Here is a 25,039-nt window from a genome sequence, read left to right on the forward strand (position 1 = left end):
GCGTCTATCGTCTCCGTGCGACTCGTACGGCCGCCACGCTCGGGCCTGCGCCGTCGCTCTGGCGCGGAGAACGCCGGTGAGAAACGCGTTCACTTCGAACCTCCGACGACGGCGTCGCCGACCGATGGCGAACGCCCGACTCGACGCTCTCACCCTCCCCGTAATGACTGCCTTCTTCTTCCGGTCTCCGGACGCGGACGTATTGTCCGCTCTATAACTATATGCCGTATTCGCCGTAATCTGTAGTATATGCATACCGACGTTCGTGCGTGGCTCGAAGAGAGTTCTTCGGAGATACGGAACGGGAGCTCCTCGAAGCAGGCACTGCTGAAGTCCCTTCGCGGTGCGTTCAACGGGCCGTACCTCTCCCTGACGACCCGCTACCCGCTCGGAACGAACATCTACGAACGGGACTGGGACCTCCTCATCGTCCTCGACGCCTGCCGGCTCGACGCGCTTCGAGCGGTCGCACCCGAGTACGACTACATCGAGTCCGTCGATTCCATCTGGTCCGTCGGGAGCGCGTCGCACGAGTGGATCTGCAAGACGTTCACCAACAGGTATCGCTCGGAGATCGAGGCGACGTCGCTCATCACGACGAACCCGTTCGTCCCGCAGACGTTCGACGACCGGGTGTTCCCGCCCAAGGCGTATTCCATACCCGTGATGTGGGCCAACTGGGACGTCGTCGAGAAATCCACGTTCAAGAACCTCCTCCAGATTCACCGGCACGACTACGAGGAGTACTTCACCGCACCGCCGCCGGAGATCGTCACCGACCACGCTATCGAGATGGCGCGCGAGGACCCCTCCGAGCGGATGGTTCTCCACTACTTCCAGCCCCACACGCCGTACATCTCCCACGCACACCGCGAGAAACGCCCGCTCACCGACGTCGAATCTGACCCGTGGAAAGCGATGCAGAACGGCACGGCGACCAAATCGGAGGTGTGGGAACTCTACATGGACAACCTGCGGTTCGTGCTCGACAACATCGAGACGCTCCTCCGCAACGTCGACGCCGAGAAAGTCGTCATCACGGCCGACCACGGCGACCTGTTCGGTGAAATGGGTGCGTACGGTCACCCCGAGGGGTTCGTCCACCCCGACCTGAAGCGAGTCCCGTGGGCCATCGCGTCCGGAACCGACACCGGCGAACGAACGCCCGACGTCGACGTCTCTCGACAGACGGACTCCGACCACGACGTCGAGGACCGCTTGGAGAAACTGGGATACCTCTGACCGTCCGAGACGGCTTCGACCGAGTACGACCGCTGAGAACTGTTTCTCTCGGAGCGTCTGTGAGTCGGAGCGAACCGGAACACGAAGCCGAATCGTCGGGCGCCCCGGCGCGGCGACCCGGTCAGTCCATCACGTAGCCGAGGTCCGAGAGCTGCTTTTTCATCGCGCTCGACATCTCGCGCTTCTCGGTGTTCCGCCGGCCCCTCCCGAGACGCTCGGAGAACGCCTCGAAGAACGCGCGGTGTTCCTCGGCGACGGACGGATGCGCTGCCGACACGTCGGTGTCCTCGTCGTCGAGTCGGTAGAGTTCGTCGCCGCGGTCACCGCGGAGCCACTTGTACTCGTCGCTCCGGACGGCGTGCAGCAGTCCCGACTGGAACCGGCCGAGGTCCGCGTCGGGGTTGTGCGTTCGCACCTGCTCGACCGCCGTCTCGTACGTCTCGTTGCCGCGTTGGCTGAGCGCGTACGTCCGCTCCTCCTCTCGCGGGTCGATGCCCTGCAGTTCGTCCAACGCAGAGTCGGACGCACCCGCCTCCGCGAGGAGCATCTGCATCACGTCGATGTGCTGGACCAGCGAGTCGCTCGGGAGGTCGGTCGCCGACGGGAGTCCGTGCACGACGGTGGGGACGTTGACGAGGCCGTCGTGCAGCGAGAACTGGTGGCCGATGACGCCGTGTTCGCCCAGCAGGTCCCCGTGGTCGCCGGTGACGACGAAGATGGTCGGACCCGCGTCGAGCGACTGGACGTGGTCGAACAGGTCGCCCACCTGCTGGTCGGCGTAGGCGAGGACGCCGTCGTACATCGCGTCTATCGCCTCCTTCTCCGCGGCGGAGAACTCGCAGCCGTTCGCTATCTCGCGGTAGTAGTTCATGCTCCGGTCGAACGCAACCTCGACGGCCTCCTCGGTGGACAGTTCGATGTCGTCGGTGAAGGCGTCCCGGTACGGCAACGGTGGGATGTACGGTAGGTGCGCACCCTGCGTGTGCACGAACATGAAGAAGGGGTCGTCGCCGCCGGCGTAGGAGCTGAGCTGCCGCTTGGCCACCTCCGTCGCGATGAACTCGGGACGGTGGCGGGAGGGCGTCGTGGTGTATCCCGCGGAGTGCTTTCGCAGACCGAGCAGATATCTCAACAGTATCCGTGGCCCGGCAGTCTGCAGGAGGTTCGATTTGTGCATCCACGTGAACTCGTCGAATCCACGGGAGAGTCCCGTAGAGTCGCTACAGTAGGCGTTCTGCGAGATTCCCACCGTACGGTATCCCAGTTCCGAGAACCGCTCTGGAACCGTCGTGATGTCTGGCGGGAGGACGTCGTTCCAGAGGCCGGTCCCGTGGTGAGCGGGGTAGGTCCCGGTCAGTATCGACGAGTCGGAGGGGAGTGACCACATCGCGTGCGACACGCAGTCGGTGAACGCCTGCCCGTCGGCGTCGTCCGCGATACGCTGCATCTGGGGCGTCGTATCGCGGTGGTATCCCGCTAGCGAGGTTCGGTCGGTCCGAACACTGTCTAACGTCAACCAGACGATGTTCGGCCGTCTATTCGTAGTCATCGCTCTGCCGCAGAGGACGTCCCCGACGAGTTTAATTTTACAGCCCATAATCCGCCGCTTCGGGAGCCGACATCGACTAAACGACTCCCGAATCGGGGAGCCCGCCCGAGAGGTCGGCCGTCGCAACTCAGTCGGTCGAGAACGTATTCGCTCGGCTCCCCCTCTCGAGGTGCGCCGGAAGTCAGAGTCGGATATCGGAACGAGCTGGACTGTACGGACCGCGAGAGCGGACTCTCGGTCCGTCGGGGGCGCTCCCGAAGAAACGTCGGACGGCGGCGAGACGGAGCAGAGCAGGCGTAACCGGTCCGCTCGAATTCGATAGGTGTGATATAACTTAGGGCCATTTCCGCCGACAGTAGTACGATGACTCACAGCGTTCTGGCGAGCGCAGTCAACCATCCAGACGCGGTCAACCCGTACATCGGGCTGTTCAATCAGCGAATCGTTCAGTCGCTCATGCGCCGCGGGATGGAGGTGGACGTCGTCTCGCCGCGTCCGTTCGCGCCGCCGGTCGGCCCCCACTCGGAGTTCTCCATGCTGCCGACCGTCGAGGGGTGGAACGGCTACGACGTCCACCACCCGCGCTTCTTCTACCTGCTACCGAAGCGGTTCTTCTACGGGGCCGCCGGCGACTCGTTCGCCAAGCGCGTGCCACGGTACGTCGAGCGGACGTTCGACGTGCCGGACGTCGTCCACGCCTGCCACATCTACCTCGACGGCTACGGGATGGTGGACTACTGCGAGCGACACGACGTGCCCCTGTTCGTCGTCTCGCACGGTCACTTCATGAACGAGTACGACGAGTTGGCCGACGACGTCCGCGAGAAGGTGGACGAGACGCTCGACGCCGCGACGAAGGTGCTGTGCGTCAGCGACGCCCTCGCGGAGAAGGCCGGAGAGCGCGTCTCCCGGTCGAAAGTCGAGGTGGTCCCCATCGGCGCGACGCCATCGCGCTACCCGGTCGAACGGCGCGACGAACTCCGCGAGGAACTCGGCATCGACCCCGACGCGACGGTGGCGCTGTTCGTCGGCGAGTTCTGCGAGCGGAAGGGTATCCCCGAGTTGGCCGAGATTCTCCCGACGCTCGACCTCCCGAACACGGAGTTCGTCTTCGTCGGTCACGGCGGCGACGAGGAGTGGACGCTCCGGCGCGCCCTCTCGTCGAGTCCGTTCTCCGCGCGCCACGTCTACACCGGAATCACGTCGCTGGCGCTTCGCCGGTGGCTGGCCGTCGCCGACGTGCTCGTCCTCCCGAGTCACGCCGAGGGGCGTCCGACGGTCATCTACGAGGCGATGGCCGCCGAGACGGCGGTCCTCTCGACCACCGTCGGCGGCGTCCCCGAACAGGTCGCGGACGGCGAGACGGGCGTCCTCATCCCGCCGGGCGACACCGACAGACTCCGCGACGAACTCACGTCGCTGTCGGCCGACCGGGAGCGTCTGCGGGAGATGGGCAGGCGGGGACGCGAACGACTCGTCGAGCAGGGGTGGACGTGGGACGACCACGCCGAACGCGTCCACGCTCTCCACCGCGAGGCGCTGGAATGACGGACGACCTCCACGTCGCGGCGGTCACCGCCCATCGGCCGCACGAGATAGTCGAACCCCTGACGCTCGCGACGGAGTCGGTGACGGTGGTCGATATCGACCCAACTGGCTTCCTCGCCCGGAACCTGAAGGCGGTTCGACAGACGCTCCGAGCGACCGACGACCCGGGTCCGGACGTCGTCCTCTCGGACTGTCGGGGGTTCCTCGGCTTCCTCGTCGCGGCCGTCTGCGTGCTTCGCGGCGTCCCGTTCGTCTTCCGGTTCAAGGGGAACCACTGGCGGGGACTGGCCAACATGTACCAGCCGGAACGGGGTGACGGCGTCGCCACGATGGTGCGATACTACCTCACGTACGCCCTCGACGAGGCCATCTACGCGGCGGCGTGCGGCTACGTCGTCGTCTCCGAGGAACTGAAGGAAGTGGTCGTCGAGCGAACCGGTTGTCGGCCCGAACAGGTCCGCGTCGTCCACGTCCCCCTCGTCCCGGACAGGGACGACGGGTCCGCGGCGGCGGCCAGAGAGCGCTTCGGCATCGACGAGGAGACGGTGCTGCTGACGGTGACGAACCTCAAGTACCGCGGCAAGTACGAGGGCGTCCGCACCGTCGTCCGCGGGATGGAGTCGGTCCTCGCGGCGCACGAGGACGCCGCGTACGTCGTCGCCGGCGGCGGGTCGTACCTCGACGACGTGCGGCGAGCGGTCGACGCCGTCGCCGACCCGGCGGTTCGCGACCGAATCTACGTCGTCGGCTTCGTGGACGACGTGGCCGACCTGTACGCACTCGCCGACGCGTTCGTCTACGTCTCGCACATCGACGGCTACCCCCGCGCGGTGCTGGAGGCGCAGCAGTCGGCGCTCCCCGCGGTGGTCAACGCGGCGCACGGCATGGTCGAACAGGTCGAGGACGGCGAGAACGGACTGGTGCTGGAGGAGGCGACGCCGGACGCCGTGGCGCGCCGCGTGACCGAACTGCTGGCGCGCGACGACCGGGTCCGGATGGGCGAGAACGCGCGCGAACGGGTTCGGACCGAGAACGACCCCGCGGCCATCGGCGACCAACTCGTCGCGGCGATGACCGGGATTATGAAGCACAAATAAAGCGGCACCGCCGCGAGACGGCACCTCTCTTCTCTCGTCGGCTAGTCTCCCTCTCGTCGGTCAGTCTTTCCTTCGTCGGTCAGTCTTCCTCTCGTCAGTTACCCGCCGCGCGTCGCGTTGACGAGGTAGGTGTCGTAGCCGCCGTTGGCGTAGACGTGCGAGACGGTGCCGTCGCGTTCGAGACGCGCGTAGTCCTCGGCCTCGAACCGCCAGAACTCGCGGTAGTCCGGATACATCTCCTCGTAGAATATCCGCCCGCCGCGAGTGATCAGCATGTACCTGTCGGTGTCGTAACTGGCTCCCAGCGTGTCGTGTTCGGTGTAGTTGAAGTGCGCCGGCGGCCCCTCGGTGGTGCTGGCCGGGATGACCTCGTCCTTCGAGTAGCCCGCCGTCCCGTAGATGGCGTCTCGGAACCGGCGGAGGTTGATGCCGTACTGCGTGGTCGGGTTACTCGAGTCGCGGTACGCCAGCGTCCACTCCGCGCCGTCGAGTTCGGCGTTCGTCACCTGGTGGTTGCTCTGGATGGCGTACGGCGAGTAATAGAGGCCGAACGTGCTGACGACGACGAGGGCGATGAGGACGAGGTAGGCACCGACGCGGACGGCGCGCTTCCACCCCGTCGCGCGGTAGACGGCGTAGAACAGCGACCCGGCGAGCAGCGCGGCGAATATCCGCGCGAGCATGAGCGGTCGACCGAACCCGACGACGAGGTCCATCACGAGGAACGGCACCGTGACCCCGGCGAACAGGCCGAACCCGCCGATGAACGTCGTCCGGTAGGCGTCCAGGTCGGGCCGGCGACGGAGTACCGACACGACGACCCACAGCGTGTAGAGGCCCGCGAGCGTGAGCAGGATGCCCGACACCCCGTACTTGACGAGGCCGATGCGTATCACGTCCAGCAGCGCCGGACTGGTCTCCGACACCGTCGAACTGTAGGAGTCGAGCGTCGACGTCCCGCTCTCGGAGCCGACGAACGTCTGCACGACGGCCTGAATCTTCTTCGTCACCTGCGAGAAGTCCAGATACCACGCCGCAAACATTCCCACGGCGAGGTGTGCGACCGGTGCCGCGCCGACGGCGCTCCGCCAGTCGTCGGACTCGCCAACCAGTAGCTCCCGGTCGTGGAGCGCCCTCGCGATGCCGTAGACGACGAGGACGAACAGGAGGAACAGCGTCGTCAGCGGGTGGTAGATGACCATCGCGGCGACGACGACGACGAGGGCGACGCGGACCGCCGTCGAGCGCGTCTGCTGCTCCATGAAGAACAGGTAGAGGACGAACGGGACCAGAAGGACGCTCTGCGGGTACGGCGAGGGGTTCACGTGCGCCGTGCCGCCGATGAGCAGCGTCACGAACGGCAGCGTCAACAGCGCGCGCGTCCGGTCGTACACCGACGCGACGAGGGCGAACGACGCCACCACCGAGAACAGCGAGATAACGACGGAGATGGCGTTGATGAGGTGCATCGCCTCGACGTCGCTCGCGTAGGAGAAACTCACCACGAGGAAGTGGAGGTTCGGGTAGATGTCCTCCTGTCCGGCGACGCCCGTCGCCATGATGGTCTGTATCTGTCCGACGTGGGTCAGCACGTCGCCCCGGCCGAACACCGGGTAGCCCCTGAAGTACGGGAGCAACAGCAGGAGCGCCTCGACGACGAGTATCAGGAGGACGCCGAGTCGCCACGTGCCGTCCGTCCGCTCGCGGAAGACGTGTTCGAGGACGGCGTAGTGGCCGATGAGTAGCGCGAGAACCGCCAGCGCCCAGAAGTACCACGGGTACGCGTCGTAGATGGACATCTCGAAGGCGGGTGCCGGCGGCGTCGAGAACAGAATGTACGCGAGGACGACGACGAGGCCGAACCCGGCGGTCACGGCCCACCGCGTGTCCGCGCCGGCGAGTTTCGACAGCGCACCGGCGGCGCTGCGTCTCGACAGCGCGCCGGAGTCGCCGGTTCCGCTCATGTCTCCGCCCCTCCGCAGGTCGGTTCGGTGCCCGTGGGCGACGTGCGGCGTCCGCGCGGCGAATCTGACCGCCGTCCCCGTGGGTGGTCGGTGCGCGGGCGGTGTCGTCGGTCGGTGTCGGTGTGGTCGGTCATGGGTCGAGAGTCTACGGTGCCGTCGCGTTCACCCAGATGTGGGTCGAACGGTACGCGTTCGCCTCCGTCGTCGTCTCCGGCGGCGTTCCCCTGTACAGCAGGAAGATGAGGCGGAGTTGCTCGCCGGTCACGGCGGAGTCGGTCGTGAGTTCGCGCTGTTGTCGGGTCGCTTCGCCCGCCGCCAGCGTCGCGGTGAAGCGGTCGAGTTCGCTCTCGGCGGCGACGGTCCGCTCGCCGTCCCGCGTCTCTATCCGCTGCAGTTCGGTGACGACGGTGTACTCGACGGTTCGCTCCTCGTGGTTCGCGATGCCCACGTACAGCGACCGCGGTTCGACCGGGTCGAGTCGCGCGGGGTACTCGTCCGCGACGAGCGTCCCGTTCTCCCCGTTGTCGGTCAGCAGGTAGAACTCGGTGTAGCGCTCGCCGTTCTGCGGTTCCGCCAACGTCGCGCCGACGAGGCCGGCCGACGCCAGAAGGAACACGGCAATCAGGACGTTCGTCGCCGGAATCGCGCGAAGCCCGCCGGCGGACCCGTTCGGAAGCCACGAGAGCGAGAGCCGGAACCGCTGGTGCGGCGGGAGCGTCGCCCGGCGGACCGTGGCGGCGACGAGGGCGACGGCGGCGACGACGACCAGTCCGTTCAGCACGGACGCCCGGCCGATGCCGAACTCGGTGAAGTTCAGCGCCAGGACGGTCAGCGGCGTGGCGGCCAGACTCAGTCCGACGCTGAGGACAACCCGCTCCGTCGAGGAGACGGAGGGGTGGTCCGGCGGCGCGTCGGCCGGCGACCGCGGCGCGGACCGGGCCGGAAAGAGCGCGGCGGTGAGCGCGTACCCGGGGAGCACGAAGACGAGCAGTCCCCCGAGGACGACGTGTAGCGGGTCCAGAACCGACGAGGACGCCCCCGTGACTGCGATACCGAAGACGGCGGCGGTGAGTGCGGCCGCGAGGACGAGGTCGACGAACGTCGCCACTAGCCCGGCGTCCGTCGTCTTCGCGCGGTCGGGACGACTTACCATGAGCGGTGATACCCCGTCATCGGTCTAAAAACGTCGCCCGGCAGGAGGCGTTTAACCACCGATTGCGACGCGTTCAGGAATTCGCTACCCTGCCCGTCGGTCCGTCGCGAGACGGCGGCGGGCGACAGCCGTTCGAGACGAGTGGATGGCGACACGGTCACTCGTCGAGCGGGTTCCGGCGGCCGGTGTACGCCGACGACCGACCGCCCCGCACGTACTTTCTGTAGCCCTGCAGGAGTCCGACCGTCCGCACGACCTGACTCGTCGCCGCGAACAGCGTTCCGCGGAGGGAGTCCCCGAGGTAGTTCGTCGGGACGAGCGCCTGCGTGAGTATGCGCGAGTGGACGTTCTCGCCGCGGATCAGGTAGTACGGAACCGCCTCGCGGCCGTGTCGGTAGGCCTTGCCGTAGTAGTCCAACAGCGAGTCGGCGAACGGGTGCGCGACGACGAGGTCCGGGTCGTACCAGAAGTCGTACCGCTCGGAGATGCGGTCGGCGAGTTCGGTCTCCTCGTGTCCGTACGGCAGTCGCTCGTCGAACCCGCCCACGTCCTCCAGCACCGACCGGCGAATCGCCATGTTGCAGCCGACCACCGTCTCCGTGACGTGCGCCTCGTCGCCCTGGTCGTACTGGTTGGAGAGGTCGCGCGTGATACGCGCGCCGGTGTCGACGATGCGGCCGGTCACCGCCGGGTGGTCGTCCAACAGCGCCGACACGCGTTCGAAGTAGCCCTCCTGCGGGTCGGAGTCGTCGTCGAGGAAGACCAGTTTGTCGGCGCTGGCCTCGCGGATGCCGGCGTTTCTGGCCGCCGAGGCGGTCGGGTCGTCCCGCAGGACGACCTCTCCCTCGACGGCCGCGGCTTCCAGTTGCTGTTCCCACCCGAACGTCGGGTCCGTTTCGAGCGTCGGAATGATGATGGAGATGTCTACCATGTCTTCTCTCTGGTTCGTGTCGAACTGCCGGGTCGGGCCGCGACGGGGGGTCGCGACCGCTCTCGGTCGAATGGTAGGGAAGACGAAGCATTGTTATGAGCGGCATATGCTCTCGCCTCCCCTCGGAGACGCCGCCGCCCGCCCCACGGTGCCGATAGCGGCGTCACGGCGGCGTCTCCGGGAGCCCGCGCTCCGTCCCGTCCAGCGTCAGCGTCGCCGGACCGTCGTCGTCGCACTCGACGGCCACGGCGTCGTACGGTCGCGTCGAGAGCAGGAAGCCGAACGAGACGTCCGCCCCCGACGCGCCGAGCGTGAGCGACTCCCGTTCGACCTCGGTCAGGAACGCCGGATAGTACGGGCTGGTGCCGACCGTCGCCTCGTCCGCGTCGAGGGGGGACAGATACGCCAGCGGCTCGTTCCGGCCGTCCTCGCCGTCGCCGTGGCCGTCGGTCCCGTCGTCGTCGGCGCGCAGGGCGAACGCGGACGGAACGGCGGACGCGGTGGTGTCGGCGGACGCGGTCGTGTCCACCGCGACCGACGGGTCGACGTGGAGTCGGCTGTGGACGGGTCGGGGTTCGCTCGCGGTGACGCGGTCCCAGACCAGCCACCAGCCGTCGTCCGCGTAGATGCGGCGTCGGTGGCCGTAGGCGTCGGGTCCGCCGCCCGCACGGCGGTAGGCGCCGTCGAACACGGTCACGCCGTCCGCGACGCCGTACTCGACCGTCGGCTCGAACCGCCGGCCCATCAGGTAGCTCCCGGCGATGGGAATCGGCTCCACGTCGCCGTACTGAACCGTGTTGTGCGCGGCGACGCTCCGCGTGTGCTGTCGCTTCTCGGTCGGCGCGTACTCGTACGTCCCGGTGTCCGTGAGGACGGGCCGGCCGTCCGCCCACAGCAGAATCGAGAGGTGGTCGTTGTGCGAGTGCGCCGGCAGGTGCCGCGGGCCGATTCCCCCGGCGTCGACGAGGAGGGCGTCCTCGCCCCGCCCGAGCCAGTAGTACCCCGAGTCGGGGAGCGCCGTCGTCGTCGACGGCCCGGGGTCCACGCCGACCGCACTCGCGTACCGGAGGCAGGCCCGGAGCGACAGCGACTCGCCGTGGACGGCGTCGTTGAGAAGCGGCAGTTCCCCGTCCGGCGGTTCGATAGCCCGGAGGAACCGGGTCCCGCGCTCGGCGGCGTCGCGAATCGCCGCCGGCGGGGTGCGCCCGTACCGTCGGAGCAGGTCCAGCGCGGTCAGATACCGGGTCAGCGTCTGGACGTGGTACATCGGACTCAGCTCGAAGTGGCCGCCGTCGGGCAGGAACTGGTCGGCGGCGTCGCACAGGACGTTCACGCCCGTCTCGACCCACGGGTCGCCGGCGTCGTCCACCAGCAGTCCCGCGATGACGAGGGCGACGCCGTTCTCGATGAGGTGGTTGCCGCCGACGTCGTGTTCGACGTGGTTCGCGAGGAAACTCGCGTTCCGGTGGAGGAGGCGATGCAACCGCGCGGCGAGGGCGGGGTGTCCCTCGTCGGCGCTGAGCCACGCGTAGTACCGAGCGACGTTCATGAGCCTGAACGACACCGAGTGCGGCGTCCACGCGCGCCGCAGGTACGCCTCGGTTCCGATGTCGGTGCCGTCGTCCGCTTGCCAGTCGGCGAGCCACCACGGGAACGTCTCGGTGGCGGCCGGGCAGTCTGTCGGGTCGTCGTGTCCGAGGTACGCGCCCTTGAGGAACTCGAAGCCGTGGAACTTCAGCGCCCACAGCGCCGGCGGTTCGTACACGGCTTCGCCGTGCCACCCGACGCCGTCGCCGTCCTCGACGCGGACGGTGCGGTCGAGGAAGGTGACGTCGCCGTCGGTGGCCTCGGCGGCGCGCGCCCGGAACGTCGCACGCTCGTCCGCCGAGAGGCTCCGACGGAGTATCGCCGTGTTCGCGCGGAGCGGTCCCGGCGAGCAGGTGAGTCGCTCGGGAACGCGGCTGTCGTACCGGGCGTCGAAGTCGACGGGGAGCGGGGGGACGACGGCGTGACGGACCTTCCGCTCGGCGACGCCGACGAGCTGTCTCGGTTCCATGTTCGCCGCCGTGTGAAACAGCAACGGCAGCGTCTGACCGTCGACGAGACGGGCCAGTCGCGACTGCAGGTCACTCACGGTCCACCACGGCTGGCTGCTGGCCTCGCATCGCCGTCAGTCGCCTCCCACGAGTTCTCTGACGTGCCCGTCGAGGCGCTCGGCGATTCGTCGCCGGTCGTACCGGGTCCGGACGTACTCGTGTCCGTTCGCGCCCATGTCGGTCCGCATCGCCTCGTCGGCGAGCAGTCTGTCGAACGCGGCGGCGATTTCGCGGGGGTCGTTGTCCACGTGGATTCCGCCGCCGGACTCCCGGACGAACCGTTCGAGTTCGCCGCAACCGGTGACGACGATCGGCAGTCCGCAGCCGAAGTACTCGTACACCTTCGTCGGCATGGCGTACGCCAGTTCCTCGTCGCGGACGAGCGGTGCGATGCCGATGTCCGACTCCGACAGCAGGTCCGGAATCTCCTCGCGCGGAATCGGTTCGACGAACTCCACGCGGTCCTCCAGTCCCTCCTCGGCGGCGATTCGCTTGAGTCGCGGCACGGTGTCGCCGCCGCCGACGAGGCGGAGCACCGCGTCGTGCGAGACGAGCTTCATCGCGCGGATGCACGATTCGAGGTCCTGCGCGTGCCCGATGTTGCCGACGTAGACGATAGACGGCCGGCCCGTCGACTCCGACCCCGTCGCCGGTTCGGACTCGGAACCGCCCGCGGGGACGGAGATGGCCTCCGACTCGGCCGTCGGTTCGGATTCGACGCCGAACCGCGACATGTCGACGCCGTTCGGGACGACGACGACCTTCTCGCGCAACTCCTCGCCGTACTGTTCGCACAGCGCCTCTCCGAGCATCTCCGTCGTCACGGCGACGGTGTCGCCCGTCCGGAGCACCCGTCGCTGGAACGCCCGACTCGACCGTTCCAGTATCCCGCCCTCGCCGATGAAGCCGAGCGAGACGGAGGCGTCTATCCACAGGTCCCGCACGTCGACGACCCACCGGGTGCCGGTGAGCGACGGCACGAACCCGGCCATGCCGGTGAAGATGGGCGGCGTCGTCGTGAGCACCACGTCGTACTTGCGGCTGTTGAACAGCAGCCACAGCGTCGCGTGGAGGGCGAACGTGATGTAGTAGGCGAGGCGGGAGAGGACGCTCGGGTCGGACGTGGTCGGCTGCCAACTCCAGATTCGATTGACGTTCACCCCGTCGATGGTGTTCGACTCCGACCGGTACCACTGCTGGTCGAACTCGCCGTGCGGGAAGCTCGGCGGGGGCGCGAGTACGTCCACCTCCCACCCGATGGCGTCGAGGTTCTTCGTCATGTCAGTCATCCGAGAGGCGTGGCCGCTCGTGTCCGGGGGAAAGTGCTGGGAGACGACGACGATTCGTCTGTCCGACTCGCTCATCGTCGGCACTCCTCGTTGCCCGTCCGTTCCCGCGACGCGTTTCGACCCTGCCGCGCGCGCAGCGCCGAAGGCGGCATCCCCAGTTGCCTGCCGTGATTGTGACTCATCTACGGGGATATGCGATATGATTCCTGTTTGTTAATTCGCACCTACTTTGTTTTCCAGCTGACCAAGTGCGGGGTAGGGCCCTCGTTCCGGGGAAAACCCGGCGCGCCCCGGATTCTGGGTTTCGCGGTCGAACGCGGGCGGACTCGGGAGTTGTTATCAGCTTTGGCCGCCGTTCAGTCCGGGTTTAGACTGATTAACTAACTGGCTAAAATTACAACTGACCGGAAACATGAGCGATACAGTTCCGTTCGGTAGGTTTCCGGAGGCTCCAGTCGAGCGACTGCTCGGGGGTGCCGACGAGTCGCGCGGACGACGCGGGAGGGTGAGTCGGTAGATGTCGGGGATAACGGACCGTCTCCGCAAGGCGTTCGCCAGGGTCAAGCAGACGCTGACGCCGGAAGGGACGCTCATGGAACGAGCGGTCACCGGCGGCATCTGGGCGACGGCGCTCAACGTCTCGGGCCGCATCTTTCAGCTCCTGACGGCGATTCTCCTCGCGCGACTCCTCACGCCGCGCGCGTTCGGTATCGTCGCCATCGGGATGCTCGTCATCATCGGGCTCGAACGGTTCTCGAAGCTCGGACTCGACGACGCTCTCATCTACAACCGCGACTCGAACGTGGACAGATACCTCGACACCGCGTGGGTGATGAACGCCACTCGTGGTGTTCTCCTCTCGGCCATCCTGTTCTTCAGCGCGCCCTACGTGGGGTCCTTCTACAACGAACCCATCGTGACGGAGATTCTCCCGGTGATGGCCATCGGACCGCTCGTCCTCGGCCTGCGGAACCCGGGCATCCTCTACTTCAGAAAGGACCTGGTCTTCCACAAGGAGTTCGTCTACGACGTGAGCGGCGAGGCGGCGTACTTCCTCGCCGCACTCGCGTACGCGCTCTGGAGTCCGACGGCGTGGGCGCTCGTCGTCGGCTACCTCTCGCGGAACGTGGTCCGGACGTTCCTGTCGTACGTCCTCCACGGCTACCGGCCGTGGCCGCGGTTCGACCTCGAGTTGGCGCGCGAGATGTTCGACTACGGCAAGTGGATAACCGGCGGCAGCATCGCGAACTACATCCGCAACGAGGGCGACGACCACTTCGTCGGCTGGCTGCTGGCGTCGAGTTCGCTCGGCTTCTACCAGATGGCCTACCGCCTGTCGAACGCGCCCGCGACGGAGGTCACGCACGTCATCTCCTCGGTGTCGTTCCCGGCGTACTCGGAGGTGCAGGACGACCTGCAGAAGCTCAGAACCGCGTTCTACAAGACCGTCCGCATCTCCGCGTTCCTCGCCGCGCCGATGGCCGTCGGCATCGCCATGGTCGCGCCGACGTTCGTGAAGGCCGTCCTCGGCGAGCAGTGGATGCCGATGGTCGTCCCGATGCAGGTGCTCGCCGGCTACGGGATGATACGTGGCTTCGTCTCCTCGTACGGATCCGTCTGGCGCGCCACCGGCCACCCCGACTACCTCGTCAAACTCCAACTCGTCAGCATCGTCCTCATGGCGATTCCGCTGTACCCCGCGACGGTGGAGTACGGCCTCACCGGCACAGCGCTGGTCATCACGCTCGTGTACGCGTTCATCATGTTCCCGATAGACACGTACCTCGCGGCGAGCGCCGCGGACGCGGACTTCAAGCGGTTGCTGCTGGAGTTCGCCTACCCGCTCCCGGCGGCGGCGCTCATGGGCGTCACCGTCTTCTGGACGCGGAACGCCGTCTCTGACCTCCCGGCGTACCTGTCGCTCCTCGTCCTCGTCGTCGTCGGCGTCGCGACGTACGCGACGGCCGTCGTGGCCCTCGACTCCCGCATCAACTGGAACATCCTGCACGACATCAAAGACATCCGCGACATGCTCTGACCACCGCTCTCACGAATCCATGACAGTAGCAATATTCAAACCGACCGAGCCGAATTCCCACGCGAGACAAACGTGAGCACAGCACAGATACTCGATGCATCCCGAAACCATGTCTGACGGCGACGACGAGGCGAAGCGTGCGGTGGCCGCCTGCGACGGGTCCGGCGGGTACCACGCCGGGACGCGCCAGCGACAGCAGTGGTCGGACGGGGCGGACAGACTCAGAATCTTCGCCGTCGCGCAGACGGCGGCGATGGTCCTGATAGCCGCCGTCCTCTTCGTCCTCGAGATGTGGACCCCGGAGCTCTACTTCGTCATCTCGTTCCTGGGACTGCTCGTCCTCCGCATCGTCTTGGCCCCGACCGACCGCATCCCGACGTGGTGGTCCCGACTCAACTGGGTCGTGCGCGCCGGCTTCGTCGTCTTCGCCTACCTCGTCCTCCAGCAGTTGCCGGAACTGCTGCCCTGACTCGGTCGAGACGAGCGGTCACCGACGTCGATGCCGTCGCTCGCCGCCGAAACTGAGGCGACTGCGCCGGACGAACCGAAAAAGGAAGCGGGGCGGCGACGACTCAGGATTCGTTGTACCAGACGTCGACGTGCGCGTCCGGTTCGTAGGACTTCCCGACGATGTCGAGTCGCCCGTCGCCGGTCATGTCCACGAGTTTAGCCTCGTGCGTCTCGACGCCCCTGGCGACGACGTGTTCTTCGAACTCCCCGCCGCCGAGGTTCTCGAAGACGTAGTGCGTGGGGTCGTCGTTCTCGCCGGCGCCCATCTCGGCGACGTAGATGTCCGGCCGGCCGTTGCCGTCGAGGTCAGCCACCTGCAGCGAGTGCGGACAGTAGAGGTCGTCTCGCAGCGTGTGCTGCTCCCAGTTCGGCGGGTCGAACCACGCGACGCGTCCCGGGTGGTCGCCGAGGAGGGGGGAGTCGCCCTCGGCGAATATCACCTCGAGTTCGCCGTCGTCGTCGAGGTCCGCGACGGCCACGCGCGTCCAGTCCCACCCGGAGACGATGGTCTCGCGTTCCCACCCGTCGTCGCCCTGTCGGTAGACGTGCGTGCCCGCGATGAGTTCGTTCTCGCCGTCACCGTCGACGTCGACTATCTCCAGTCCTTCGAGGTTGACGCCGGAGTCGACGACGTGCTTCGTCTCGTCGGGCCACGGCGTCCGCCGCGGGTCGTCGGGGACGTCGTAGTAGAAGACCGTCTCGCTCTCCTGTGAGACGCCCACCAGTTCGGGGTCGCCGTCGTTGTCCACGTCGCCGAACGCCAGGTCGTGGTACTTCTCGAAGTCGTCACGGAGGAGGCGCTTGGTCCACTGCGCTCTGGGGTCGTCCGGTCGCTCGAACCAGAAGATGCCGCCGAAACCGATGCCCTGTCCGACGACGACGTCCTCGGACCCGTCGCCGTCGAAGTCCGCGAGCGTACTGCCGAGGAGGCGGAGTTCGGTCTCGTCGGTCATCACGTGCCGGTCCCAGGTGCCGTTCTCGTACCAGAACAGGTCGCGTTCGAACCGCTTGAACAGATTCCCCGGGATGGAGGAGCGCTCGACCGTCAGTCCCGGTATCGGCGTCGAGACGTTCGTCGACCCCATCCCCCCGACGACGAGGTCCGGAAGCCCGTTCCCCGTCAGGTCCGTCGGGTGGCAGATGAACAGTCGACCGCTCGGCGGGTCCGGGTCGATGACCTCGTGTCGGAACCGGTACTTGTCGTCGGTCGCGTCGACGTCTCCGAGAGTCGTCGCGCCCCCGGGGCCGTCGGACGCCGTCCGCGACTCGTCGCTACTCATCGCCGCCCCCCGCCCGAGTCGGTGCCCGCGCGGCCGCGGCGTCTCCTCGGTTCGCCCCGTCGGCGGACGCTGGCACTCTCGATGCGATGGATTGGTCTGGTCGCATTGGTCGATACTCGTCGAACCGAGCCTTTGTTATGCAGAAGGTGACGCTCGCCGCGATGGTTCTGGCGGCGGCGACCACCTCTGTGGTGCCCCCGTCTGTCGTCGCCGACGCACCGGCCATTCACGTCGGCTCTCCTGACTATTCGGGTGAGGGTGAACGTCAGGACGAACGCTATCTCTCTCAGTTAACGTCATCTTAACGTCGTTTTGCACCTTCTCTCGGCTGGCCCCCGTGGGGGACCGATTCACGAGCGTTCCGAGTCGCGTCGAAAACAGATTCGGCCGACCGCCGCGCACCCACCGACCACCGACGGCCCGGGCGTCGGTGGTGCCGTGTCGCTCCGCGCGTCGGGTCAGACCATGTTCTTCGTGTTGACCGTCTCCCACACCGACCGTCCTTCGTCCGTGATGCCGTAGACGCGGCCCTTCTTCCGGTCTTCGGAGACGAGGAGTTCGACGTGCGACCGCTCCCGGAGTTGCTGTAAGGCGCGCGAGACGTGCGTTATCGAACTGTTCGAGTCCGACGCGATGCGAGACGGCGTCGCCGGACTCTCGATGAGACGTTCGAGGACGAGCACGCGGTACCGCGAACTGATGATGTACCCCACCTCGTCCCACCGACTCTTTCCGACGCTCATCGGTGCCCCCCCTCGACCCGAACGAGTGACCGAATACGACGACCGTCGATACACGCGTCCGTACGACGCCGTCCCGAACGGCGTCGGCGTGGCGGACGAGTCGCCCCCACGCGACTCTTGCCGACTTGCCCGGTCCGATGCTCTGCCATTTTTGCCATCATAACCGAATTAGGGCTTCGTTAAATAAGATTTTCGCATAAATTTTGGTTATTCTGAGACAATCATAAAAACCTGAACGAACGAGGTTGGGATTACGACTTCAGATTCAAAACAAATGCTCTCCCACCGCTAGATTGTTTCAAACGGCCTCATAACTCCTCGATTCACCCTCCTGAACCTGACCATCCCGACGGAGACGAACCACCGCGCGTCGCCGCCGGGGGAAGCAGTCTCTGTTCGCCACTCGCGCGGAGTCGTCGCCGCGTCCGCCGGGTCGGCGCGGCGTCATCCCCTCAGCAACAGTGCGGCCGCGACGAGGAGACAGACGACGAAGCCCCCGAACGCGTGCGCGTAGGTGCCGTAGGTGACGACGACGCCGACGTACGCCGGGCCGAGCGCGTTCGCGGCGAGAAAGAGGGCGCGCGCCGCCCCGAGGTCCGCGCCCATCCCGTCCGTTGGGGCGTCGTCCATGATGATGGCGTCCGCGAGGGGAAAGCCCGTCTTGTACCCGGCCGCCATCGCGACGGTGGCGGCGAGGAGCGCGATTCTGGACGTGGCGAGGACGAGTCCCGTCAGGGCGGCGGCCCCGAGGAGGAGGCCGGCGACGGCGATACCGCGACGAGAGTACCGGTCGCCGAGGCCGCCCGCGAGGGGCTTGATGCCGAGGCCGACGGCGAAGACGACGGCGAACGTCGCACTCGCCAACCCGTCCGAGAACCCCCGCGCCTGCGCGAGGTAGGTCGGAAAGAAGTTGATGAAGCCGCCGACCATGAAGTAGAACAGCGAGAACGCGACGAGCGTCTCCCGTTGCTCGGAACTGGCGACGAGGCGGCGGACCGTCCCGACGGCGTCGAGGGAGGGCGACCCCACGCGGAACCCCTCGCGCGTCCAGACGGCGTAGAGGACGGTCACGACGGCGAGTGCGACTGCCACGGGGAGGAACGGCGTCCGCCACGTCGCGTAGGTGAGTGCGAGGACTGCGATGCCCGACGAGACCAGACCGCCCACGTCCGTGCCGGCGGCGTAGATGCCGAGTGCGCGGCCGCGCCGCGCGGTGAACAGGTCCGAGAGGAGGGCGCGCGACGGGATGGCGAACAGGCCCTTCCCGAGTCCGACGACGACGGCGGCGACGAGGAACGTGGCGAGACTGGTGGCGACGCCGAACAGGAGGAAGCCGACGACGAGTACCGCCAGTCCGGGGACGACGAGCGTCGTCCGGTTCCAGTTGTCGGAGTACTCGCCGCCGGGATACTGCGTCACCGCGTAGACGCCCTGAAACGCCGCGAGCGCCAGTCCCGCCGTCGCCTCGGTGATGCCGAGGTCCTCGATGATGGTCGGGAGCAACGGCGAGAGCAGAAAGCGCCCCGTCTGGAGGACGGCCCACCCGAGCGAGACGGCCAGCAGCATCCGCGTCGCGTACGTTCCCGCCTCGCCCGTCGTCGCCGTCGTCTCTGTCACGCCCGGGACTCCGAGGCGAGGCACCACGTCGCTTCTGATTCCGGAAACCGCTCGCGGGCGGCGGCCACGGGCCCGTCGTCACTCGCCGAGCGCAGTCCCGCGCTACAGGTTCGACGCGCCGGCCCCGCCGTCGATGGGGAGGGCGGCACCGTTGATGTACTCCGACTGTGGCGAGGAGAGGAAGGCGACGGTCCGGCCGAGGTCCATCGGGTCGCCGACGTGACCGGCGGGGATGCCCTGCGCCCAGTCGTCGAGTCCGGCCTGATAGTCGTCGTACTCGCCGCGTTCGACCCCCTGTTCGACGAGTTCCTCGATGCGCGGCGTCTCGTGCGACCCGGGGAGGACGGTGTTCGCCCGCACCTCGGGTGCGAGTTCCTTCGACAGCGTCTTCTCCAGGCCGACGACGCTCATCCGCACGGCGTTCGAGAGGACGAGGCCGTCGATGGCCTCCTTGACGCTCCGGGAGGTGATGTTGACGATGGTGCCGCCGTCGCCCGCCCGCAGGTGGTCCGCCGCCTCGCGGACGGCCCGGACGACGCTCATCACGAGGAGGTCGTACGCCTCGTACCAGTCCTCGTCGGTCGTCTCCATGAACGGGGCCGACGGCGGCCCGCCCGCGGAGGTGACGAGGTGGTCGAGGCCGCCGAACTCCTCGACGGGTCGTTCGACCATCGCCGCGACGTCGTCCGCGTCGGTCAGGTCGCCCGCGTGTCCGACCACCGTCGCGCCGTCCGCCGCGTCGGCCTGTACCTCCGCGACGGCCGATTCGAGTCGCTCCTCGTCCCGCCCGTTCATCACCACGTTCGCGCCCTCCGCCGCGAGGGCGCGCGCCGATGCCTTTCCGAGACCGCTACTCGACGCCGTCACGAGTGCCGCGTTACCTGCGATTCCGAGGTCCATGTGACACGATGCGGGCGTCTGCCTCAAAATGCTACTCGTGGCGGTCGATTTCGGTGCCGTCTTGCCGAACGCCCTCCGCCCGTTCGGTCCGAACTTCACTCGGGATATGGTAAATATCGGACCGAGACGGCCAGAGACGCCCGTACCGGGACGTTAATACGCTGTTAACGAGTGGTACGGTGTGAAAACCAATGTCGTCCGGCGACGATGGCGAGACGATGGCGGACGAACTGACCGACGACCTGAAGGCGGAGGTGTGGAGTCTGTTCGAGTCGGGCGTCCTGTCCGAAGAGGTGGTGCGGGACCTCCTCGGCGACCGGTCGTTCGAACGGCGGGCGGCCGACATGCGCGCGCCGCAGGACCTGTTCTGGGGCGACGCCAACCAGTTCTTCGCCTGGTGAACCGCGCCGGCGGACTCGACGGCCTCCCACCTGCGCGTGTCTTTACGCACGCTCTGGTCCAAGTACCCGATATAGCGCTATCGTTCCCGGCACGGCACTCGCCAGCTACAAGGCTTTTGACTGACTAGCCAGTCAGTACGAACAGTGACCGATTTCTCGGAGGGAGCCCATGAGCTCTGACGCCGCCGCCGACATCATGGACGGGACGCACAGCGCCCTTCGTACGCACGGCTACGCGGGGCTGACCATGCAGGACATCGCCGACGAAGCGGGCCTGAGCACGGCGGCGCTTCACTACCACTTCGACTGTAAACACGACCTGCTGGTGGCGTTTCTCGACCGCCTGTTCGAACAGTTCGAGGCGCGCATCGCCGAACTGGACGGCGACGACGCCGCGGAGCGACTGCTGTCGCTGGTCGAGACGGTGCTGCTCCCGCCGACGGACGACGACCCCCACGAGTTCCGGACGGCGCTCCTCGAAATCGAGGCGCAGGCCCCCTACGACGACGCGTTCCGCGCGCGCCTCGAACGGTTCGACGAGACGTTCACCGCTCGCGTTCGCTCGATACTCGAAACGGGCGTCGAGGAGGGGACGTTCGCCGCGGACGTCGACCCCGACGAGGTGGCGTCGTTCGTCGTCACTTACGTTCGGGGCGCCCGGACGCAGAACGTCGCCGTCGGAACGCCCCTCGACGACTCGCTGGCCGCGTTCCGCGACTACGTCGAGGGGACCCTGCTGGCCGACGACGGAGGGGCGGGCGAGTGAGCCTCCGCGACCGGTTGGACGGCGTCTTCAAGAGTCGCGACGAGTTCGACCTCACGTCGGGCGACATCGCGAAACCGCTGTTCTATCTGTCTCTCCCCATCGTCGTCACGAACCTCCTGCAGACGGCGTACAACCTCGCGGACACGTTCTGGCTCGGCCAGTTCAGCACGAACGCGCTGGCGGCCATCAGTTTCGCGTTCCCGATGGTGTTCCTCCTCATCGCCCTCGGCATGGGACTGTCCGTCGCGGGCAGCGTCCTCGTCGCCCAGCACACGGGTGCGGGCGAGGAGAAGAAGGCCGAGTACGCCGCGTCGCAGACGGTGACGTTCTCGCTCGTCGGGTCGGTGTTCCTCGGCCTGTTCGGCTACGTCATCGTCGGCCCACTCCTGCAGGTGTTCGGCGCGTCCGCCGACGTGCTCCCCCTCGCGCGCGGGTACATGCAGATTATCTCGCTCGGCCTGCCGTTCATGTTCGGCTTCCTCGTCTTCATCGCCCTCATGCGAGGGTACGGCGACACCATCACGCCGATGCTCGTCATGTTCGGGTCGGTCGTCCTCAACATCGCCTTAGACCCCATCCTCATCTTCGGATTCGAGGGCAACCCCCTGTTCGGGATGCTCGGTCTCGGGGGACTCCAGTCCCAACTGCTCGCCGCCACGGGCTACGCCGGGTCCGGTATCGCCGGTGCGGCCGTCGCCACCGTCTTCTCCCGGTCGCTCGCACTCGTCGTCGGCCTGGCAATCATGTTCCGGGGGACCCGCGGCGTCGAGATACACCTCTCGCAGATGCGCCCGGACTTCGGCTACCTCCGCCGACTGCTCAACATCGGCGTCCCCGCCTCCGTCGAGGTGACGGGCCGCGCCCTCTCGGTGAACCTGCTGCTCATCGTCGTCGGGATGTTCCCGACCACCGTCGTCGCCGCCTACGGCATCGGCGTGCGCGTGTTCTCCGTCATCTTCCTCCCCGCCATCGCCGTCGCGCGCGGCGTCGAGACGATGACGGGGCAGAACATCGGCGCGGGGAAGGAGGGGCGCGCCGCGAAGGCCGCCAACATCGCGGCGATAGCGATGTTCGCCATCCTCTCGCTCGCGGGCGTCGTCGCGTTCGTCGCCGCCGAGCCGATAATCGCGATATTCACCGACGACGCCGAGGTGATTCGCGTCGGCGCGGACTTCCTCTACTGGGTCGCGCCGTCGTTCGGCTTCATCGGCATCATGCGCTCGTACACCGGGAGTTTCCGCGGCGCGGGCGAGACGCTGACGGCGGCGGCCATCGCGGTGACGATGCTCGGACTCATTCGCCTCCCGTTCGCGTACTTCGCCTCGCAGTCGTTCGGCTACGGGTCGACCGGCATCTGGATGGCGTTCACCGTCTCGAACGTCGCCGGCGCGGCCATCGCCTACGCGTGGTACCGACGCGGGACGTGGCGCGAGGGGTCCCTCGCGCGGACGGCGCCCGCGGACGACTGACGGCCCCAATCCGCTGTGTTTGACGAGGGCGGGCGCTCAGTAGGTCTCGACTTCGACACCGAGCGTTCGGAAGTCCCGAACGTTGCTCGTGAGAACCGGTTCGTCGAGAACGTCAGCGACGGCTGCTACCATTGGGTCGATAGTGTCGATGCCGCTGTCACCCCCCGCCTCTCGGTCCGCGTCGGCCAGTAGGTTTCCTGCTCGTCGGGCGAGTTCGCGGTCGAGGTCCACGACAGGGTACATCCGCATCGCATTCTCGAACTGTCGTCTCTCGTCGTCGTCGCCGTACATCCGAACGCCGTACGAGAGCTCGGTTACGACGGGTGACGGAACACGTTGGACGATGTTCGCGTCCGCGAGTGCCGTTCCTTTCCGATGCGCGTCGTCCCGGCCACGAAACAGGTGGACGAGATACGACGTGTCGAGAATCACTCGAATCGCTCCGCGAGGTCGTTCTTCTCTTCGACCGCACGCTCGCGTTTCTTCTCTAGCTGGGCTTCGATGGAATCCGCTGTTTCGTCGGACAGGATACCCGACACTTCGTCAGGGTCGGGACCGCCGATGAGTCGTCGGAGCGTCTCCTCCATCGTTTCGTCGTCCCGTTTGTGTGACTTGACGTACTCGTGGAACTCCGGGGACACCCGGAACGATTTACTCATGCCGTATATTCAGATATACGCGTCCAAGAAGGTTACGCGCGGTTACGCGGTCTCGTCGCGCGCCTCGAACGCCGCCGTCCCGTCCTCGAACGTCAGTTCCCACCGCTCGCCCACGCGCACGTCCTCGCCCTCGCCGCGCTCTATCTCCCGCGCCAGCGCCTCCGAGACGCGGAGTTTCCCGAGGTGTGAGGTGTCGCGAACCCACGCGACTCGGACCGTCTCGGGGTCGTACGGCCCGGCCGTCGTGCAGGCGGCGGCCAGCGCCAGTTCCTCGGAGGGGAGCGCCACCGGAATCGCGTCGCGCGACAGCGACCCGCTGGTGAGGGCGTTCGCGTACATCTGGTCGAGGTCCAGCGACTCGGCGACGCCGACGGTGGTGAGGTCCGCCAGTCCGATGCCGTGGCCGTTGCCGTGCGTCTCCTCGGTGAGTCCGAGCGCGACGATGCGGTCGATTCGAGGGGTCTCGGGGTCGTCGCTCCCGAGGACGCCGTACCTCCCGACGACGTTCGTGTCCATCCCCGTCCCCGAGACGTCCTTGCCGAGTCGCTCGACGACCAGCACGTCGAGGTCCGAGACGGGGAGCGTCGCCATCGCCGCCCTGGCGTCGTCGAGCAGTTCCGCCTCCGCGCCCGGCAGGTCGGCGGCCGGCACGCCCGCGACGCGCGCCGTCTCCTCCGCGAAGTTCTCGACGACGGCGACTCCGCCGAGGAACGCGGCCGGCGACGCCGCGCGAATCGTCTCCATCGTCTCGACGATGGCCGGGACGTATCCCTCCTCGGCCGCCCGCGCGTGGACGGCGGCGGCCCCGGGTCGCTTCCCGAGGCCGATGGCGGTCATCTTGCAGAGGCCGCTCTCGACGTCCCCGGTGAAGTTCGTGTGCGGTTTCACGCGATTGACGACGAGGAAGGCGTCCGCCTCCGCGACGGCCGTCGCGAGGTGGGCGTCCGGGCCGCCGTCGGCGTCGCATTCGAGCACGACCGTCTCCATCCGCGCGTCTATCGGGCAGTCCAGACTCGCCTCGTTCAGACCGAGTGCGTCCAGCGTCCGTCGCTGTCCCACGGCCGACGCGCCGCCGTGACTCCCCATCGCGGGGACGACGAACGGGTCGAACCCGCGTTCGCGGAGGACGGCGACGACGGCGGACGCGACGGGGACGACGTCCGTGATTCCCCGACTGCCGAGGCCCACCGCGACGGACGCGCCGGCGTCCAGTTCGGTGGGGCGGTCGGAGAGGAGGCGTTCGGCGGCGTCGCGGGCCGCGGCGGGCACGTCCGCGACGCGTTCGGTGTCGGGCGTCTGCCGGACCGTGGCGAACGTCGGGAACGACACGTCGTCGACTAGCTCGTCGACCGTGTCGATGTCCGGAAACTCCATGCGAGGCGTCTCGGCGCGCCCGGACGTAAATCGGGGGGACCGTCCCGCCGGCGGGTCACTCCTCGGCGGACGGTTCGGTGAGGACGACGGCGTCGCCCGGCGAGAGTCTGGTCGTCCGGTCGGCGCCGGCGCCGTTCACGCGACAGACGAGGTCGTCAGACACCGACTCGGGGTCGAACGCGTCGAACTCGGCCGCCAGCCCCCGAATCACGTCGTCGACGGTCGAACGACGTTCGACGACGCGCGTGAGCGACTGCTCGCCCACCGCGTCGGCGATATCGCCGTAACACCGGATGGTGACCTCCACGGACGCGGAATCGACTGGCGGACGCAATGAACGTTACGGAGCCACGGACGTCGGGCGACCCGTGTCTCGGTCCCGAAGGGTTCGGCGAGTAAAACGCCCGCGTTCG

The 25,039-nt window shown here is 67.4% G+C and carries 22 protein-coding genes; 8 read left to right on the forward strand and 14 right to left on the reverse strand.

Going from position 1 to position 25,039, the window contains the following annotated elements; all coding sequences use genetic code 11:
* Nucleotides 1–249: 249 nt before the first annotated feature.
* Nucleotides 250–1,242: an alkaline phosphatase family protein gene (locus BM310_RS19475; RefSeq protein ID WP_089810971.1), complete on the forward strand. Its 993-nt coding sequence runs from the start codon at nt 250–252 to the stop codon at nt 1,240–1,242.
* 121 nt (nt 1,243–1,363) lie between these two features.
* Here the strand turns inward: BM310_RS19475 and BM310_RS19480 are convergent, their stop codons facing one another.
* Nucleotides 1,364–2,839, reverse strand: a complete 1,476-nt coding sequence (locus BM310_RS19480; RefSeq protein WP_342714086.1) for a sulfatase — start codon at nt 2,837–2,839, stop codon at nt 1,364–1,366.
* Between the two features lie 315 nt (nt 2,840–3,154).
* Here BM310_RS19480 and BM310_RS19485 point away from each other — a divergent pair, with 315 nt between their 5' ends.
* Both BM310_RS19485 and BM310_RS19490 read left to right on the forward strand, forming a co-directional pair.
* On the forward strand, nt 3,155–4,339 hold the full coding sequence (locus BM310_RS19485) for a glycosyltransferase (RefSeq protein WP_089810973.1): 1,185 nt from the start codon (nt 3,155–3,157) through the stop codon (nt 4,337–4,339).
* Nucleotides 4,336–5,436: a glycosyltransferase family 4 protein gene (locus BM310_RS19490; RefSeq protein ID WP_089810975.1), complete on the forward strand. Its 1,101-nt coding sequence runs from the start codon at nt 4,336–4,338 to the stop codon at nt 5,434–5,436. Before BM310_RS19485 ends, BM310_RS19490 begins: the two co-directional genes overlap by 4 nt.
* 98 nt (nt 5,437–5,534) lie before the next feature.
* Here BM310_RS19490 and BM310_RS19495 read toward each other — a convergent pair whose 3' ends face one another.
* The 5 genes from BM310_RS19495 to BM310_RS19515 all read right to left on the reverse strand — a co-directional run bounded on the left by BM310_RS19495 (nt 5,535) and on the right by BM310_RS19515 (nt 12,944).
* Nucleotides 5,535–7,400 carry a hypothetical protein gene (locus BM310_RS19495; protein WP_089810977.1) on the reverse strand — a complete coding sequence of 622 codons (1,866 nt, stop codon included), beginning with the start codon at nt 7,398–7,400 and terminating at the stop codon, nt 5,535–5,537.
* Between the two features lie 145 nt (nt 7,401–7,545).
* The gene (locus tag BM310_RS19500) at nt 7,546–8,553 is read right to left on the reverse strand and encodes a DUF1616 domain-containing protein (protein ID WP_089810979.1); all 1,008 of its coding nucleotides are present in this window, start codon (nt 8,551–8,553) and stop codon (nt 7,546–7,548) included.
* Nucleotides 8,554–8,710: 157 nt separating this feature from the next.
* Nucleotides 8,711–9,484: a glycosyltransferase family 2 protein gene (locus BM310_RS19505; protein WP_089810981.1), complete on the reverse strand. Its 774-nt coding sequence runs from the start codon at nt 9,482–9,484 to the stop codon at nt 8,711–8,713.
* A 163-nt stretch (nt 9,485–9,647) separates the two neighbouring features.
* A complete protein-coding gene (locus BM310_RS19510) occupies nt 9,648–11,618 on the reverse strand; it encodes a heparinase II/III family protein (protein ID WP_245778554.1) in 1,971 nt (656 codons plus the stop codon).
* A 36-nt stretch (nt 11,619–11,654) separates the two neighbouring features.
* A complete protein-coding gene (locus BM310_RS19515; protein WP_089811289.1) occupies nt 11,655–12,944 on the reverse strand; it encodes a glycosyltransferase family 4 protein in 1,290 nt (429 codons plus the stop codon).
* Nucleotides 12,945–13,386: 442 nt separating this feature from the next.
* Here BM310_RS19515 and BM310_RS19520 point away from each other — a divergent pair, with 442 nt between their 5' ends.
* Nucleotides 13,387–14,907, forward strand: a complete 1,521-nt coding sequence (locus BM310_RS19520) for a lipopolysaccharide biosynthesis protein (RefSeq protein WP_089810983.1) — start codon at nt 13,387–13,389, stop codon at nt 14,905–14,907.
* A gap of 109 nt (nt 14,908–15,016) precedes the next feature.
* A complete protein-coding gene (locus tag BM310_RS19525) occupies nt 15,017–15,376 on the forward strand; it encodes a hypothetical protein (protein WP_143105195.1) in 360 nt (119 codons plus the stop codon).
* Nucleotides 15,377–15,479: 103 nt separating this feature from the next.
* Here the strand turns inward: BM310_RS19525 and BM310_RS19530 are convergent, their stop codons facing one another.
* From BM310_RS19530 to BM310_RS19545, 4 genes are all read right to left on the reverse strand, one after another.
* Complete coding sequence (locus BM310_RS19530) at nt 15,480–16,697, reverse strand: FG-GAP repeat domain-containing protein (RefSeq protein ID WP_089810987.1); 1,218 nt, start codon at nt 16,695–16,697, stop codon at nt 15,480–15,482.
* Between the two features lie 458 nt (nt 16,698–17,155).
* Nucleotides 17,156–17,440, reverse strand: a complete 285-nt coding sequence (locus BM310_RS19535) for a winged helix-turn-helix domain-containing protein (protein ID WP_089810989.1) — start codon at nt 17,438–17,440, stop codon at nt 17,156–17,158.
* A 444-nt stretch (nt 17,441–17,884) separates the two neighbouring features.
* Nucleotides 17,885–19,006, reverse strand: a complete 1,122-nt coding sequence (locus tag BM310_RS19540; RefSeq protein ID WP_089811291.1) for an MFS transporter — start codon at nt 19,004–19,006, stop codon at nt 17,885–17,887.
* A 153-nt stretch (nt 19,007–19,159) separates the two neighbouring features.
* Nucleotides 19,160–19,957, reverse strand: a complete 798-nt coding sequence (locus BM310_RS19545; RefSeq protein ID WP_089810991.1) for an SDR family oxidoreductase — start codon at nt 19,955–19,957, stop codon at nt 19,160–19,162.
* Between the two features lie 191 nt (nt 19,958–20,148).
* On the opposite strand from BM310_RS19545, the gene BM310_RS19550 reads away from it, so the two are divergent.
* From BM310_RS19550 to BM310_RS19560, 3 genes are all read left to right on the forward strand, one after another.
* Complete coding sequence (locus BM310_RS19550; RefSeq protein ID WP_245778555.1) at nt 20,149–20,358, forward strand: hypothetical protein; 210 nt, start codon at nt 20,149–20,151, stop codon at nt 20,356–20,358.
* A 169-nt stretch (nt 20,359–20,527) separates the two neighbouring features.
* The gene (locus BM310_RS19555) at nt 20,528–21,124 is read left to right on the forward strand and encodes a TetR/AcrR family transcriptional regulator (RefSeq protein WP_089810993.1); all 597 of its coding nucleotides are present in this window, start codon (nt 20,528–20,530) and stop codon (nt 21,122–21,124) included.
* Nucleotides 21,121–22,593: an MATE family efflux transporter gene (locus BM310_RS19560; protein WP_089810995.1), complete on the forward strand. Its 1,473-nt coding sequence runs from the start codon at nt 21,121–21,123 to the stop codon at nt 22,591–22,593. The genes BM310_RS19555 and BM310_RS19560 overlap by 4 nt, the downstream gene beginning before the upstream one ends.
* Nucleotides 22,594–22,629: 36 nt before the next feature.
* On the opposite strand, the gene BM310_RS19565 is transcribed toward BM310_RS19560, so the two are convergent.
* From BM310_RS19565 to BM310_RS19580, 4 genes are read right to left on the reverse strand one after another with little or no spacing between them, the layout of a single operon-like run.
* Entirely contained in the window at nt 22,630–23,025 is a 396-nt protein-coding gene (locus BM310_RS19565) for a PIN domain-containing protein (RefSeq protein WP_089810997.1), read from the reverse strand.
* Nucleotides 23,022–23,252 carry a hypothetical protein gene (locus BM310_RS19570; protein WP_089811000.1) on the reverse strand — a complete coding sequence of 77 codons (231 nt, stop codon included), beginning with the start codon at nt 23,250–23,252 and terminating at the stop codon, nt 23,022–23,024. Before BM310_RS19570 ends, BM310_RS19565 begins: the two co-directional genes overlap by 4 nt.
* A 42-nt stretch (nt 23,253–23,294) precedes the next feature.
* A complete protein-coding gene (locus BM310_RS19575) occupies nt 23,295–24,626 on the reverse strand; it encodes a DUF362 domain-containing protein (RefSeq protein ID WP_089811002.1) in 1,332 nt (443 codons plus the stop codon).
* Nucleotides 24,627–24,681: 55 nt separating this feature from the next.
* Nucleotides 24,682–24,933: a MoaD/ThiS family protein gene (locus BM310_RS19580; protein WP_089811004.1), complete on the reverse strand. Its 252-nt coding sequence runs from the start codon at nt 24,931–24,933 to the stop codon at nt 24,682–24,684.
* Between the last annotated feature and the right edge of the window lie 106 nt (nt 24,934–25,039).

The sequence above is a fragment of the Halogeometricum rufum genome (assembly GCF_900112175.1).
GTDB classification, from domain to species: Archaea; Halobacteriota; Halobacteria; order Halobacteriales; family Haloferacaceae; genus Halogeometricum; species Halogeometricum rufum.